This is a genomic window from Massilia sp. 9I (assembly GCF_902506415.1).
In the GTDB taxonomy this organism is placed as follows: Bacteria; Pseudomonadota; Gammaproteobacteria; order Burkholderiales; family Burkholderiaceae_D; genus Telluria.
This window is the reverse complement of record NZ_LR733275.1, coordinates 3,077,913-3,095,355: the sequence shown is the minus strand read 5'-3', so window position 1 is coordinate 3,095,355 and position 17,443 is coordinate 3,077,913. Positions and strand designations below refer to the sequence as shown.

Here is a 17,443-nt window from a genome sequence, read left to right as displayed (position 1 = left end):
GGGGAATTGCTGTTGCATATTAATTCACTTAGTCTCCGATCAACTGCGCCCCGGTTACAAAAAAAGACATACCGCGCAGGTGAGAGGGAAAACCATTGACCTGAAAGAGACCATGCCGCCAAGGAAGCGGCATGGCGCAGCCCGTCATGCGTCCTGCATGGTGGGCGCTTGGTCGCGCGTGTCCTCGCACCTGCCGATGTCGCCGGAGTGCCGACGAATTCGCGCCGAGAGACCAGACCATGTCCAAACCAAGCTTGCCCCAACGTTCCACCCTTGCCCTAACCGTCGCCCTTGCCCTGAGTGCCTGCGGCGGGGGTGGCGGCGATTCCCCGCCACCCTCCAACCCGGGCCCGATCGTCCAGCCGCCCCCTCCCAGCACCGCGCTGTCGGGCATTGTCGTCGACGGCTACCTGAGCGGGGCCACGGTCTGGCTCGACCAGAACAACAACGGGCTGCGCGATTCCGCCGAGCCTTCCGCCACCACCGACGCCGGCGGCAAGTTCAACCTGACGGTGGCCGCGACCGTGGCCCAGATCAACGGCCAGCGCCTGCGCGTGACGGGCGGCACTGATACCTCGACCGGGCTGGGCTTCGGCTACACCATGAGCGGCATGGTCGAAGACGCCGCCAGCAAGCCCGCAGTCGTGGTCACCCCGCTGACCACCATCGCCGAAGCGATGGTTGCCTCCGGCGCCGCCACCTCGCTCACGCAGGCGCGCCAGACCGTGGTGCGCATCATCGGCCTGTCCTCGGCCTTTGTGCTCGATAACGATCCCCTGACCCTGGCCGCCACCGAGCCGACCCTGGTCCAGAAGATGGTCGCGCTGCAAAAAGCCATGGAAGTGATGGCGCGCACCGAGAAGACCGCCCAGGAAGCCGACGCGAACGCCGCCTACGGCCGCGTGGCCCAGGCCGTGGCCGCCGAATTCATGCGCATCAGCGCCACCGGCGGCGTGACCACGGTGAGCGCCCTGGTGCAGGGTGCGGTCACCAACCAGGACCGCCTGCTGACCAACCGCGCCGCCGCGCGCGGCACGGTGGCGCTGGCGGCCGACGTGGCCAACCTGGTCGAAGCGAGCCTGTCGATCGCGGTCGGCCGCGTGATGCAGGGCGCCCCCGGCGCCACCGGCGCCGCGCTGCAGCCGCTGCTGGCGCTGTACGTCGACCCGGTCGTCAAGATCGTCGACGACGTCCAGAACCGCGCCGAGCAGGTAGCCGCCACCATCACCCAGGCGCCAACCGGCCAGCCGCTGCGCCTGGCCGCCGTGGCCCAGAACGCCGGTCTGTCGCCCGCGGTGCTGGCGCTGGTGAACGCGACCAGCTCCCTGGCCAACGTGCCGGCCGCCACGCCGGTGCCCTCGCCCTTGATGTCGGGCGTGCTGCAAGCCGTCCAGGGCCTGCCGGTGGCCCAGCCGACCCCGGCGCCGACTGCTGCGCCGACCCAGGCGCCGACCCAGGCACCAACGCAGGCGCCGACGCAAGCACCGACACAGGCGCCGACGCAAGCACCGACACAGGCACCGACGCAAGCACCGACCGCCGCGCCGACGCAAGCACCGACTGCGGCGCCGACGCAGGCTCCAACCCCAGCGCCGACATCCGCTCCAACACCGGCGCCGACCCAACCGCCATCGCCGGCCCCGACGCAGGCGCCGACTGCGCCGCCTACCGCGCCGCCGACCCTTGCGCCGACCCCTGCGCCGACCCAGGCGCCGACGGCAGCCCCGACCCAGGCCCCGACCCAGGCTCCGACGCCCGCGCCGACCCAGGCGCCGACCGCTGCGCCCACTTCCGCGCCGACGCTGCCGCCGCCTACCTTCCCCGGCGGCTAAGGCCAGCACCCGACAAACCGACACGGACGTACCAAGGACAACGCAATGACCACTTCCAATACCGTCAGCATCAACGAAATTCCGGTCGATCCGATCGACCCGACCAAAACCGCATGGGGCCCGCTGCTTTCGACCCAGTACTTCTTCGCGCTCGTGAACGGCACCGCCGCCGGCGAGACCTTCGACGCCGCCGACATCAGCAACGCCACCCGGACGCTCATGGCGACCTACGGGCGCGGCATCTCGGTCGTGATGGGAGCCGGTGACGACACCGTCATCGGTTCCGGCTTTGGCGACACCATCAACGCCGGCACCGGCACCAACTACATCGACGGCGGCGCCAACGCCGGCACCGCGCCCGACGGCAGCAAGGCGCGCGACGTGCTCAACGTGTTTGCCGCATCGAGCGCCGCAGCCGAGGCGCTGCAGGTGGTGGCGATCGCCGCCGACGCCACCGGCGCCGACGGCGATGCCTATGCCGCCGGCTACCGCATCAAGGTCAGCAACGGCGCGGAGACGGACTACCTCAAGAACGTCGAGCAGATCAACGTGTTCCGCACCGACCAGGGCAACACCTACGTGCGCACCATCCAGCTGGTGGTCGACGTGCGCGAGATCGCCGCCGGCCCGGACGTGGCCGACGCGATGCACTTCGCCTGGGCCCAGGGCACCGACCGCGCCGACAGTTTCGACGCGCAGGCCGACGTCTCGAGCGCCACCCGGGACCTGATGACCCAGCACGGCCGCGGCGTCTACGTCGACATGGGCGCGGGCAACGACACCGTCGTCGGTTCGGGCTTCGGCGACGACATCACCCTGGGCAGCGGCACCAACTACGCCGACGGCGGCCTGAACGCCGGCAGCACCCCATGGGGCGGCAAGCCGCAGGACGTGCTGCACGTGATCGTGGCCGATGCGGCCGCGGCGGCCGCGGTGCAGGTGGTCCAGCTGGCGGCCGGACTCACCGGCGTGGATGGGCAGGCCTTCGCCAGCGGCTACACGCACAAGGTGGTGGCCGGCGGCGAGATCGACTACATCAAGGGCATCGAACGCGTCACCGTGCAGGTCGCGACCGGCAACGGCGGCAGCAACTGGGCGCGCGACATCCCCCTCGAAACCATGGTGCACGAGGCCGACCTGGGCGACCCCAACCTCGCCGACTACGGGCACCTGGCCTGGGCCAGCGGCACCGCCGGCAACGACAGCATCAACGCCGCCGACCTGCTCTCGAACGGCGTCAAAACCAAGATGGCCGAGCTGCAGAAGGGCGTCTGGATCGACGGCGGCAGCGGCAACGACACCATCACCGGCACCGCCTATGGGGACAGCTTCCGCAACGGCAGCGGCAATGCGAAGATCGACGGCGGCGCCAACGCCGGCGGCATGGACGTGTTCGAGATTTCGGTCGACTCGATCGCGGCGATGAACGCGGTGCAGGTCGCGGCCTCGGACGACCCGGCTTACACCTGGATGGTCACCTATGGCGCCGGCAGCCAGAAGGACTATTTGAAGAATGTCGAAGCGATCGTCGTCAACGTCGCCGGCACCAGCAGCGGCAAGTGGATCCCGCTCGCGGTGCAGCTGCACGAGATTTCCGCCGATGGCGACCCGGCCGCATCGATGCACCATGCCTGGGCCCAGGGCACCGACCGTGACGACAGCTTCGACGCCGCGTCGGTCTCGAACGCCACCAAGGCCCTGATGACCCAGCACGGCCGCGGCGTCTACGTCGACATGGGCGCCGGCAATGACACCGTGGTCGGTTCCGGCTTCGGCGACGACATCACCTTGGGCAGTGGCACCAACTACGCCGATGGCGGCGCCAACGCAGGCAGCACGCCATGGGGCGGCAAGCCGCAGGACGTGCTGCACGTGATCGTTGCCAACGCGGGCGCGGCGGCCGCGGTGCAGGTGGTCCAGCTGGCGGCCGGACTGACCGGCGTCGATGCGCAGGCCTTCGCCAGCGGCTACACGCACAAGGTGGTGGCCGGCGGCGAGATCGACTACGTCAAGGGCATCGAGCGCGTCAGCGTGCAGGTCGCCACCGGCAACGGCGGCAGCACCTGGGTGCGCGACATCCCGCTCGAAACCGTGGTGCACGAAGCCGACCTGTCCGGCAACCTGGCCGGCAATATGCACCTGGCCTGGATCAACGGCACCGCAAACGGCGACACCATCAATGCCCCCGACCTGCTCTCGAGCGGCGTCAAGACCAAAATGGGCGAGCTGCAGAAGGGCGTCTGGATCGATGGCGGCAGCGGCAACGACACCATCACCGGCACGCAATACGGCGACAACATCCGCAACGGCAGCGGCAACGCGAAGATCGACGGCGGCGCCAATGCCGGCGGCAAGGACGTGTTCGAGATCGCGGTCGACTCGATCGCGGCGATGAACGCGGTGCAGGTCGCGGTCTCGGACGATCCGGCCTACAGCTTCATGGTCACCTATGGCAACGGCCAGAAGGACTATTTGAAGAATATCGAAGCGATCGCCATCAACGTCACCGGCAGCAGCAGCGGCAGGTGGATTCCGCTGGTCGTGGAGCTGAACGAGATCGGCGCCGGCGCCGACCTGGCGAACGCCTCGCACTTTGCGTGGGCCCAGGGCACCGATGGCGCCGACAGCTTCGATGCCGCCGCGGTCTCCAGCGCCACCAAGGCGCTGATGACCCAGCACGGCCGCGGCGTCTACGCCAACATGGGCGCCGGCGACGACACCGTGGTCGGTTCCAGCTACGGCGACCACATCGTCCTCGGCAGCGGCACCAATTACCTGGATGGCGGCGCGAATGCCGGCAGCACGACCTGGGGCGGCAAGCCCGCCGACGTGCTGCAGGTGAACGTGGCCAGCCAGGCCGCGGCGAATGCCGTGCAAGTCGTGGCGCTGGCCAGCGGCATGGCCGGCGCGGATGCGCAGGCCTTCGCCGACGGCTACACCCACAAGGTGGTCGCCGGCAGCGAGATCGACTACCTCAAGAACGTCGAGCGCGTCACCATCATGGTGAACGGCACGACCTGGGTGCGCGACATCGCGCTGGCGGTGCAGGTGCAGGAAGCGGCAGCGAGCGACCCGAACATCGGCGGCTATCCGCACCTGGCCTGGGTCACCGGCACGGCCGGCGCCGACAGCATCGACGCCAGCGCCGAAGGCGGCCTGCTGTCGACCGCGGTCACGCAGCAGATGGCGACGCGCGCCAAAGGCGTCTGGATCGACGCCGGCGCCGGTAACGACACCATCGTCGCCACTGGCTACGGCGACAACATCGTCGGCGGCAGCGGGGTGAATTACATCGACGGCGGCGCTAACCTGGGCGCCAATCCGTCCGGCGGCGCCGCGCAGGACGTGCTCGAGATGTTCGTGGCCTCGCAGGCGGAAGCCGACGCAGTATCGGTCGCGGTTCTCAGCGCCGGCTCCACCGGCGCCGACCTCGCGGCCTTCAATGCCGGCTACAAGTTCAAGGTGGCCAACGGCAGCGCCGAGGTCAACTATCTGAAAAACGTCGAGCGCGTCAACGTGATGGTCTGGAACGACAAGGACGGCGACGGCCAGCGCGATGGCCTGCCGACGACCGACCCGGCCAATGAACTGATCCAGGCGCGCGCCATCGCGCTGGTGGCCAACAGTGCGCCGAGCTTCGCCGGCGCGCCTGCCGGCGTGGCGATCGAAGGCGTTGGCGCCTATTACGTGCAGACCGGTGGCACCGTGCTGGCCAACGGCAAGCTGCTATCGGTCCGCATGCTCCAGCAGGGCGACGGCAGCCCGGCACAGACGATCCTGGCGCGCCACAATGCCGACGGCAGCGTCGACACCAGCTTCGGCGGCGGCACCGGCCGCGTGGTCCTGCCGACCAGCGGCGTCGTATCGAACGCGGCGCCGGTCGAACTCGCCGACGGCAAGATCATGCTGGCGATTTCGACCCCGGGCAGCAATTTCGATTTCCGTGTCATGCGCGTGAACGCCGACGGCAGTCCGGACAGCAGCTTCGGCGATGGCGGCTCGACCATCGTCAACATCCACTCCGGCTCCGACCTGCCGACCGAGATCCTGGTCCAGCCGGACGGCAAGGTCATCGTGGCCGGCTGGGGCAATGCCAGCGTCGCTCCCTTCTTCATGGTGGCGACCCGCCTGAACACCGACGGTTCGCTCGACACCAGTTTCGGCACCGGCGGCAAGCTGCAATACGGTTTCGCGAACGTCGGTTCGACCATGTCGCACATGGTCCTGCAGGGCGACAAACTGCTCGTGTCGGGCTATGTGGGCGGGCCGGACGGCACGCTGGACGCCGCCGTGCTGCGCTTTAACAGCAACGGCAGCATCGATACCAGCTTCGGCGACCAGGGCGTGTTCCTGCGCGCGATCGGCATCGGCACGGACAATGCGCGTTCGATGGTGGTTCTCCCGGACGGCAAGATCCTGCTGGCCGGGACCATGCGCTCACCTGCCAACGACGTCGACGGCTTCCTGATGCGCCTGAACGCCAACGGCACGGTCGACACCAGCTTCGGCAGCAGCGGCGTGGTCAAGGCCCATCTGACCGACGGGCACGACGTGTTCGGCCATGTCGCCGTCCAGGCCGACGGCAAGATCATCGCGTACGGCACCGTCGGCGCAACCCAGGCCAGCGGTGGCGTGGGAGGGGAACTGATGGTCGTGCGCTACCTGGCAAACGGCCAGCTCGACACCAGCTTCGGCAACAGCGGCATCGCCCGCGTGCCGGGTCACGGTATCGGCGTCGGCGTCGACCCGGGCAGCCTGGTGCTGGTGGACGGCAAGATCGTCATCTTCGGCACCACCATCACTGATCTTGCAAGCAACAGCTACCAGCCGCTGATCGCGCGCCTCAACAGCGACGGCAGCCTCGACACCGGCTTCTACCCGGCGCCGCTGTCCTCCGTGGCAGGCAGCGTGCAGGCGAACGGCGTGCTGCCGGTCGCGCTCGACACGAACGCGGCGATCCACGACCCCGAACTGCATGCACGCGGCAACTATGGCGGCGCCTCGCTCAAGCTGGCGCGCCAGGGCGGCGCCTCCGGCGACGACCTGTTCACGGCCATGGGCGAGGTCAGCTTCGCCAATGGCCAGCTGAGCGTCGGCGGCACGGTGATCGGCGCCGTCGCCCAGAGCGGCGGTACGCTGACCCTGTCCTTCAACGCCGCCGCGACCCAGGGCCTGGTGAACCGCGCCATGCACGGCATCGGCTACAGCAACGGCAGCGCCAATCCGCCGTCCTCGGTGTCGATCGACTGGACCTTCAGCGACGGCAACAGCGGCAACCAGGGCTTCGGCGGCGCCCTGTCGGCCGGCGCCACCACCCAGGTGTTGATCGGCACCACTGTGCGCGAAATCGCGCGCAGCCTGTCGACGCCGGCCAATTCGACCGACGGCCAGCCTCTGACGAATTATCCCTTCCTGGCCACGGTCTATGGCAGCGCACGCGGTGACAGCTTCGACAGCGCCACGCAGCTGTCGGCCCCGGTGCGTTCCCTGATGGCCGAACTCGGACGCGGCGCCCGCTTTGACCTCGGCGCCGGCGACGACACCCTGGTCGGGACCGGCGGCAGCGACGAGATCTACGCCGGCAGCGGCACCAACCGCATCGACGGCGGGGGCCAGGCCGGCACCTATCCGTTCGGTGGCGGTCCTGGCCGCGACACCCTGCACGTGCTGGTGGCCGACCAGGCCGGGGCCAATGCGGTCAGCGTCACCCGGCTCGCGGCCGGCATGGCCGGCGCCGACGGCGAGGCCTTCGCCGCCGGCTACGAAGTGAAGGTGGTGAACGGCAGCGAGATCGACTACGTCAAGAACGTGGAAATGATCAAGATCTTCCGCTGGGCCGACGCCAACGGCAACAAGACCGCCGAGGGCAACGAACTGACCTGGATGCGCGAGATCCCGGTCGCCCTGCGCGTGTACGAGACCACGGTCAGCAGCACCGACCCGACCAAGGCAAGCGACGGCCGCAGCCTGAAGGACATCTGGCACCTGGCCAGCGCCGAGGGCTGGGAGCGCAACGACAGCTTCGACGCGAACACCGACGTGTCGAGCGCCACGCAGCAGCTGATGGCCCAGCAGGGCCGCGGCGTGTGGGTCGACGGCGGCGCCGGCGACGACACCCTGGCCGGCTCGGCCTACGGCGACAACTTCATCGGCGGCGCTGGCACCAACTACATCGACGGCCGCGCCAACGGCGGCAGCACGCCGAACGGCCAGCGTCCGGAAGACGTGCTCGAGATCTACGTCGACAGCCAGGCCCGCGCCAACGCGGTGCAGGCGATCGTGCTCGATGCCGCCGCCACCGGCAGGGACGCGCAAGCCTTCGCCGACGGCTACACCTGGAAGGTGGTGGACGGCGAGGCCGTCAACTACGTCAGGAACGTCGAGGCGGTGAACGTCTTCATCTGGACCGACGCCAACGGCAACCATCTGCGCGACCCCAACGAAGCCCCGCATGCGCGCCACATCCGCCTGGCCGCCGGCATCACCGAGATTGCGCGCCATCCGCTTGACCCGACCAAGGACGCCGGCGGCAATCCGCTGTCCGGCGCGATGCACATGGCCTGGGTCAACGGCAGCGCCGGCGCCGACAGCTTCAATGCGGCCACCGACATCTCCAGCGCCACCCGCGGCCTGATGGACCAGTACCAGCGCGGCGTATTCGTCGAGACCTATGCGGGCAACGACAGCATCACCGGTTCGGCCTACGGCGACAACTTCGTCACCGGCGCGGGTGTCAACCGCATCGATGGCGGCGACAACCGCGGCACCCACCCGGCCGGCGGCGCCGCCTTCGACCTGCTGGAGATCTATGTCGCCACCCGCGCCGAGGCCGACGCGGTCGCGGTGACCCCGCTGACGGCGGCCATGAGCGGCGACGACGCTGCGGCCTGGAACGATGGCTACCGCTACAAGGTGGTCAACGGCGCGGTGTCGACCGACTACATCAAGAACATCGAGCAGCTCAACGTGATGGTCTGGACCGACAAGGACGGCGACGGCCAGCGCGATTGGGGCACCAGCGACACCGATCCGGCGCGCGAGATTTCCTACACGCGCAGCGTCGGCCTGGTGAGCAATACCGCGCCGAGCTTCGCCGGCGCTCCGCGCGGCGCGCTGGTGCGCGACGGCGCCGGCGATTATGGCAACGTGGGTGGCGTGGTCCTGCCTGACGGCAAGCTGGTGTCGCTCGTCTATGTGGCCGACGCCAACAACGTACAACAGCTCGCGCTCGAGCGCAGCCTGGCCGACGGCAGCATCGACAGCTCCTTCGGCACAGCCGGCCGGGTGATCCTCGAAAACGCGTTCCTGTCGGCCGTCCCGCCTGTACTGCTGGGCAGCGGCAAGCTGCTGGTGGCGCAACGGGTTACCGCCGGCACCAAGCTGATGCTGGTGAACCAGGACGGCAGCCTCGACCAGAGCTTCGGCAACGCCGGCGCGGCCGTGATCGCGGGCCAGCCCTTCCAGGTGCTCGAAGGCGGCGGCAAACTGTGGGTAGTCGGCTATGCCGGCTCCCCGCTGGCCATCTCGGTCGCGCGCCTGAACCTCGACGGCAGCCTGGACACCGGCTTCAGCGGCGACGGCTACGCGATCGTGCCATCCGGCGGCGGCGACCTGGCCCGCGCGGCCCAGGTGCAGGCCGACGGCAAGCTGGTGGTCGTCGGCTACGCCCAGGGCGCAGCCAGCCGCGACGTGGTGGCGCTGCGCTTCAATACCGACGGTTCGCTCGACAGCGGCTTCGGCAGCGGCGGCAAGGTCCTGCTGCAGGGGAGCCCCGGCGTCGAGGCCCTGGATACCGCCACCAGCATGGCGATCCTGCCGAGCGGTAAAATCCTCATCGGCGGCTATTTCAACAGCAGCATCAACAACAGCACCACCAACGACGGCCTGCTGCTGCGCCTCAACGTGGACGGTAGCCTCGACACCAGCTTCGGCAGCGGCGGCCGCGTGCGCGTGCCGGGAACGGCCGACAACGACTATGTGTTCAAGGTCGTGCCGCTGGCCGACGGCAGCTTCCTCACCCTCGGCATCGTGGGCGGCACGCCGACCAGCAGCAGCAACGGCGACGTGACGATCTCGCGCTTCCGCGCCGACGGCAGCCTCGACACGAGCTTCGCAAACGGCGGCAGTTTCCGCTACCAGGGCCGCGGCATGGGCTCCGACGTCGGCTCGCTGGTCGTCCATGACGGCAAGATCCTGATGTTCGGCGCGGTCAACAACGACAGCAGCGGCACTGCCAGCGCCTTGCTGCTGCGCCTGAACATGGACGGCAGCCTGGACGCCGGCCTGGCGCCCGCAAGCGGCTCGCTGGGCGGCATCACGCGCGCCGACGGCTACCACTGGACCGCGCTCGATACCAATGCGGCGATCCACGACGCCGAGTTGGCAGTGCGCGGCAACTACGGCGGCGCGACGCTGTCCATCGAACGCGCCGGCGGCGCCAACGCCGACGACCTGTACCGGGGCGTGGGCGAGGTCGGCTTCGCCAACGGCCAGCTGACGGTCGGCGCCACCGTGGTCGGCACGGTCGGCCAGCAGGGCGGCCGCCTGTCCATCGTATTCAACAACAGCGCGACCCAGGAACTGGTCAACCGCGCCCTGCACGGCATCGGCTACGCCAACGCCAACCCGGCGGCGACGGGCGCCACCCTGAACTGGCAGTTCAGCGACGGCAACGGCGGCGATCAAGGCCTGGGTGGAGCGCTCGGGGCCGGCGGCAGCACGACGGTCGAGATTGGCGTGGTGATGCAGCAGGCCGTGGCTTCCGCCACTGACGCCTCGCGCACCACGAAAGGCGAACTGATCTCCCAGCTGAGCCACCTGGCCAGCGTCGACGGCACCGGCGGCGCCGACGTCGTCGACGGCGGCACGGCATTCCAGCCGCAGACCGTGTCCCTGATGGCGGCGCAGGGACGCGGCGCGCGCTTCGACATGGGCGCGGGCGACGACCGCGCGACCGGCACGGCGTATGGCGACGAATTCATCATGGGTACGGGCGTCAACCGTGTGGACGGCGCCGGCGGCAACGACGTGCTGAGCGTGGTCGTGGCCGACCAGGCCGCGGCCGACGCGGTCGCCGTCACCCTGCTGGATTCGGGCATGGGCGGCGCCGATGGCGAGGCCTATACGCAGGGCTACCGCGTGAAAGTCACGAACGGCGGCGAGACCGACTACCTGCGCAACGTCGAACAGGTCCAGGTCCTCGTCTGGCAGGACAAGGACGGCGACCGCGTGCGCGACGACGTGGCGGGCAGTGCGGACGAGGTGACGGTGGCGCGCACCGTGTCGCTGGTGGCGAACAATGCGCCGAGTTTCGGCGGCACGCCGCCGGGCCTCATTGCGCGCGACTACAGCTACGATGCTGCCATGCGCACCGGCACCGTCCTGCGCGACGGCAAGCTGTTGTCGCTGCATGTCGTGGCCGACGCCAATGACGTGTATTCGCACGTGCTCGAACGCAGCAACCCGGACGGCACCCTCGATACCAGCTTCGGCACCGGCGGGCGCATGCCTTTCGATGCGCCCTTCGGCCAGGTGGCCGTCCCGCTTGAACTGGCCGACGGCAAGCTGCTCTTCACCACCCAGACCCCGGCCGGCACGGTACGCGTGCTGCGCCTGAATGCCGACGGCAGCGCCGATACGTCCTTCGGCACCGGCGGCGTGGTGCCACTGTCGCTGGCCGGCTCCGTCATTTCGGTCCAGCACGATCTGCTGGACGCGAACGGCAAGCTGGTCATCATTGGCGGCGCCAGTACGGCGGGCATCAACGGCAGCGACGTCCTGGTGATGCGCCTGAACCCGGATGGGTCTCTGGACAGCGGCTTCAACGGCAGCGGCCAGCTGCGCGTGGAGCTTCCCGGCACCAACGAAGGCATGCGTGCCGCCGCCATCCAGGCCGACGGCAAGCTGGTCATGGCCGGCTTCGGGCGCGGAACGAACAACCAGGACATCCTGGTCATGCGGCTGAATGCCAACGGCACGCCGGACACCAGCTTCGGCAGCGGCGGCAAAGCCACGCTGGCGGTCGGCACCAGCTTCGACGGTTCCGACGTGGCCAGCAGCGTGCAGCTGCTGGCGGACGGAAAGATCCTGGTCGCCGGCTATAGCACGGCGCCGGTTTCCGGTACCACGGCCGCCCCCAACGACGGCATCCTGATGCGCCTGAACGGGGACGGCAGCCTCGACACCAGCTTCGGCAACGGCGGTATCGTGCGCGCCATGGCCGGCGCCAACCAGGAATTCCTGCGCGAGACGGCGCTGCTGGACGACGGCAGCATCATCACGATGGGCATTTCCTTCGTCGACGGCAATATCCTGGACACTGCGCTGGTGCTCGCGCGCTTCCGCCCGAACGGCACGCTCGACACCAGCTTCGGCAAGGGCGGCGAAGTGCGCCTGGCCCTGCGCGGCGTGGGCGGAGACGGTAACGATCTCGCCATCGTCAATGGCAAGATCGTGGTGTTCGGCAGCGTCTACAACAACGGCGACGGCTATACCAGCCCGATGCTGCTGCGCCTGAACGCCGACGGTAGCCTGGACACTTCCTTCGTACAGCCGGGCGCCACCTCGCTCGGCAACACGGTACGCGCGGACGGCCGCCACTTCACCGCAATCGACAGCAATGCCGCGATCTTCGACGCTGAGCTGTCGGCGCGCGGCAACTACGAGGGCGCCAGCGTGTCCGTGGCGCGCCAGGGCGGGGCCCAGGCCGGTGACCAGTTCGGCGCGATCAACGACGTCAGCTTCGCCGGCGGCCGCGTGAAGGTCGGGGGCGTCGACATCGGCGCCGTCAGCGAAAGCGGCGGCCAACTGCTCATGAGCTTCAATGCCGCCGCGACCCAGGCGCTGGTCAACCGCGCCATGCAAAGCATCGGCTACGCCAGCACCAGCGCCACGCCATCGGCCAGCATCGGCTTCAACTGGAGCTTCTCGGACGGTAATGCGGGCGCCCAGGGCCTGGGCGGGGCACTGAGCGCTACCGGCGCCAGCACCGTCGAGATCGGGCTGCTCAAGACGGAGGTCGCGCCGCTCCTGAGCGACCCGACCCGCACCATCTACAACCAGCCGATGACGCAGGTGCAGTGGATGGCCAACATTAACGGCAGCGCGCGCAGCGAGTCCTTCGACGCCGCGAGCGACATCGGCAGCGTGGCCCAGGGCCTGATGGGGACCTACGGCCGCGGCGCCTACTTCGAGATGGGCGGCGGCGGCGACACCGTGACCGGCACCGGCTACAGCGACGAATTCGTCATGGGTGCGGGCGTCAACCGTATCGACGGCGGCGCCAATGCCGGCACCCATCCGCAGGGCGGCGCCGGCAAGGACCAGCTGAGCATCTACGTGGCGAACCAGGCCCAGGCCGACGCGGTCCGGGTCGTCAAGCTCGAGGCGGGCATGACGGGCGACGACGGCGCGGCCTTCGCCGCCGGCTTCGAGGCCAAGGTGAGCAACGGGGCCGAGATCGACTACATCAAGAACGTCGAACGTGTCATCGTCTCGATCTGGAACGACGCCGACGGCGACCGTGTTCGCGACAATGGCGAAGTCAGCTATGTGCGCGACGTGCCGCTGCAGCCGCGCGTGTACACGATCGCGCCGGAAAATGCGCCGCTGCCGCAGTCTTACCACTTCGCATGGATCGACGGCTGGGCGCGCAACGACAGCGTCAACGTCGCCACCGACGTACCGGAAGCCACCCGCAGCCTGATGGCGCAATACCAGCGCGGCGTCTATATCGACACCGGCGCCGGCGACGACACCATCGTCGGCTCCGGCTTCGGCGACAACATCGTCGCCGGTACCGGCACCAACCGCGTCGACGGCGGCGCCAACGCCGGCACGACGGCGCAGGGCGGCAAGGTGCAGGACATCCTCGACATTTATGTGCGCACCACCCAGGAAGCGGGCGCGGTCGTGGCCACTGCGCTCACCGCCGCCATGACCGGCGCCGACGGCGCAGCGTATACGGACGGCTACCGCTGGAAGGTGGTGGCGGGGCAGGAGACCGACTATCTGAAGAACATCGAGGCGGTCAACATCACGGTGTGGAACGACGCCAACGGCAACACGGTCCGCGACAACGGCGAAACCCAGTTCGCGCGCCAGATCGCCTTCGAAACCCATATCGACGAGGTCCGGGTCAGCACGACCGACCCGACCAGGAACACCGATGGCGTTCCTCTGGCGGAGACCTATCACTTCGCCTGGGCCCACGGCACCGTCGGCGACGACGTGATCGACGCTGCCAGCATCTCGCAGACGACGCGCGACCTGATGGACCAGTACAAGCGCGGCATGTGGGGCCAGCTGGGCGACGGCAACGACCGCGTGACCGGCTCGGCCTACGGCGACAACATCGACCTCGGCAAGGGCGTCAACCGCTTCGATGGCGGCAGCGACATCGGCACCCGCCCGGACGGCTCACCGATCTTCGACGTGCTCGAAGTGCACGTGCGCAGCCAGGCCGAGGCCGACGCGGTCGCGGTCACGAAGCTGAGCGCCGCCATGACGGGCGAGGATGCCGTGGCCTTTGGCGAAGGCTACGTGTACAAGGTAACGGGGCCGGACCAGGTCAGCTACATTAAGAACGTCGAGCAGGTCTACGTCGGCATCTGGAATGACGCCGACGGCGACGGCGAGATCGACCACGGCACCGAGGTGACTTTCGGCCGCATGATCGACGTCGAGCAAAACAGCTTGCCGCGCTTCGGCCCGCAGCAGGGCGTGGCCGTGGTCGACCACGGCTGGGACTTCACGCCCGGCGACATCGAGCGCGGCCCGGACGGCAAGCTGTGGTTCATCGGCGGCGTGGACGAGGGCGCCGACGACGACAACTACCAGACCTTCCTGGCGCGTCACAATGCCGACGGCAGCGTCGACACCAGCTTCGGCAACGGCGCCGGCTACATGATCCTGCCGCTCGTCGCCACCAACGGCTTCGACATCGCGGTGCAGGCCGACGGCAAAGTCGTCGCGGCGCTCGGGGTCATGAACGGAGCGAATTCCGGCCTGAAGGTGCTGCGCTACCATGCCGACGGCACGCTCGACACCAGCTTCGGCAGCAATGGCGAGACCCTGGTCGTCTTCGGCAGCGCCGTCACCACCACCGGCGTACTGGTGGGACCCGATGGCGCGGTCGTCGTCACCGGCAGCACCCCGGTGGCCGGCAGCGGCACCGACTTCGCCGTCGCGCGCCTGACCGCCAACGGCAGCCTGGATACCGGCTTCAACGGCAGCGGCAAGCTGACCCTGGCCGTCTCGGCGTTCGGCGACTTCCTGACGGCCGCCCAGCTGCAGGCCGACGGCAAACTGGTGCTGGCCGGCACCTCGCGCAGCGGCACGACGCTGGACACCAGCGACTTCGCGGCCGTCCGCCTGAACACCAACGGTTCGCTCGACAGCAGCTTCGGCACTGGCGGCAAAGTCATCGTCCCGGTCGGAACGGCGTCCGATTCCGTCACCAATATGACGCTGCTGCCGGGCGGCGCGATCCTGCTCGGCGGGAATAGCAACAACGGCAGCAATAACAATGCGGCCCTCGTCAAGCTCGATGCCAACGGCGCCCTGGTGAGTGGCTTCGGCAATGGCGGCAAGGTGCATACGCCTGCGGACACCACGCCGGACCTGAACTACGCAAGCCTGGTCCAGGCGGACGGCAAGATCGTGGTGGCGGGACAATCGGGCGCCAGCGAGCAGATGGCGGTGACCCGCTACAACGCCGACGGCACGCTCGACACCAGCTTCGGCAAGGGCGGCACGACCCTCTTGACGATTGGCGGCCTGCGCGACTACGCGACCGGCATGGTGCTCGACGGTGACAAGATCGTCCTGATGGTGCCGGCCTACTTCAACACCGGCGCCGACAGCCGCCTGGCCTTGCTGCGCCTGAACGCGGACGGCAGCCTGGACACCGGCTTCGCGCCGGGCCAGTACGGAACCCTGGGCGGCGCCGTGCGCACCTATGGCACGGGTCCGGTGGTACTCGACCATAACGTGATGGTCCATGACGCCAATCTGGCCGAGCGCGGCAACTACGGCGGCGCCTCGGTGACCGTCGAGCGCCAGGGTGGCCGCAATGGCGACGACGTGTTCTCGCTGAAGGGCGAAGTCAGCGCCAGCGGCGGCCAGCTGTCGGTCGGCGGCACGGTGATCGGCACGGCGACGTTTGAAGCGGGCGCGCTGCGCCTGGACTTCAACGCCGCCGCGACCCAGGGCCTGGTCAACCGCGCCCTGCACGGCATCGCCTACGCCAACACCTCGGCCACCCCGCCGTCTTCGGTGACGATCGGTTGGAGCTTCAGCGACGGCAACACCCACAACGAGCAGGGTGGCGGCGGCATCGGCTTCGCCAACGGCCAGACGGTCGTCGAGATCGCCCCGGTCGCGCGCGAAGTGGCGCGCAGCTACTTCGACCCGGCGCGCAGCAGCGACAACCAGCTGCTCACCGGTATTAACTTCTTCGCCAGCGTCACCGGCACCAAGGGTGCTGATAGTTTCGGCCCGAGCGACCTGACGCCGCAGGTGCATGCCCTGATGACGGAGTTCAGCCGCGGCGCCACCTACCAGATGATGGGCGGGAACGACACCGTGGTCGGCACCGGCTTCAGCGACGAATTCATCCTGGGGAATGGCGTCAATCACGTGGACGGCGGCGCGAATGCCGGCGGCTCGCCTTACGGCAGCGGCCCGGGCGAGGACACGCTGATCGTCTACGCGCCGAACCAGGCCGTGGCGGATGCGGTCACCGCCAACATGCTGACGCCGATGTCCACCGGCGCCGATGCCGTTGCGTTCGCGGCCGGCTACGAGGCGAAGATCGTCAGCGGCAACCAGGTCGACTACATCCGCAACGTCGAGCAGGTATCGGTGCACCTGTGGACCGACACCAACGGCAACGGCATCGTGGACGGCGTCGAAGGGACCTACCTGCACAACATCCAGTTCCGGACCCATGTCTCGGGCAGGCAGGTCGCCGCGCCGGGTGCACTCGTGGACGTCAACGGCCAGGTGCTGGCGGACCAGTGGCACTTCGCCTGGGCCAGTGGCTTCGACGGGGACGACATGGTCATCGTCGAGCAGCGTCTCAATGCCGACGAGCTGGCGCTGATGAACCAGTACCAGCGCGGCGCCTGGATCAACCTCGGCGGCGGCAACGACGTGGTGACCACCACCGCCTACGGCGACAACATCAATGTCGGCAAGGGCACGAACTGGGTGGATGGCGGCGCCCAGGGCGGTACTGCCCCGAATGGCAATCCGGTGAATGACGTCCTCGAGATCAATACCGTCAGCCTGGCGGAACGCAAGACCGTCAGCTTCCAGGTGCTGAACGCGAGCATGACCGGCGAGGACGGCCGCGCCTTCGCTGCCGGCTACCAGTTCAAGGTGATGGCACCGGGCGAGACGGATTACGTGAAGAACGTCGAACTGCTGGCGGTCAACGTCTGGAACGATGCGAATAGCAACGGCCAGCGCGAGGAGAGCGAGATCACGGAGCAGATCTGGGTCACGCCGGACCTGAACGCGGCCGGCATCGTGGTGATCGGCACACCGCAGCCCTGACCGAAGGAGGCGCCATGCAAAACGGCGCTGCAGCGAAAGCTGCAGCGCCGTTT

2 protein-coding genes are annotated in these 17,443 nt (G+C 68.7%); both read left to right on the top strand.

The window, feature by feature from the left end:
* Window positions 1–239: 239 nt before the first annotated feature.
* The gene (locus GV068_RS13810) at window positions 240–1,832 is read left to right on the top strand and encodes a PT domain-containing protein (RefSeq protein WP_159698635.1); all 1,593 of its coding nucleotides are present in this window, start codon (window positions 240–242) and stop codon (window positions 1,830–1,832) included.
* Between the two features lie 45 nt (window positions 1,833–1,877).
* Window positions 1,878–17,390, top strand: coding sequence for a hypothetical protein (locus tag GV068_RS13805; RefSeq protein ID WP_159698632.1), 15,513 nt, complete (start codon window positions 1,878–1,880; stop codon window positions 17,388–17,390).
* Window positions 17,391–17,443 lie beyond the last annotated feature (53 nt).

What these genes read in the sequence shown, in the direction of transcription:
- GV068_RS13810 (WP_159698635.1), top strand. Translation starts at nt 240, where the DNA reads ATGTCCAAACCAAGCTTGCCCCAACGTTCCACCCTTGCCCTAACCGTC.
- GV068_RS13805 (WP_159698632.1), top strand. Translation starts at nt 1,878, where the DNA reads ATGACCACTTCCAATACCGTCAGCATCAACGAAATTCCGGTCGATCCG.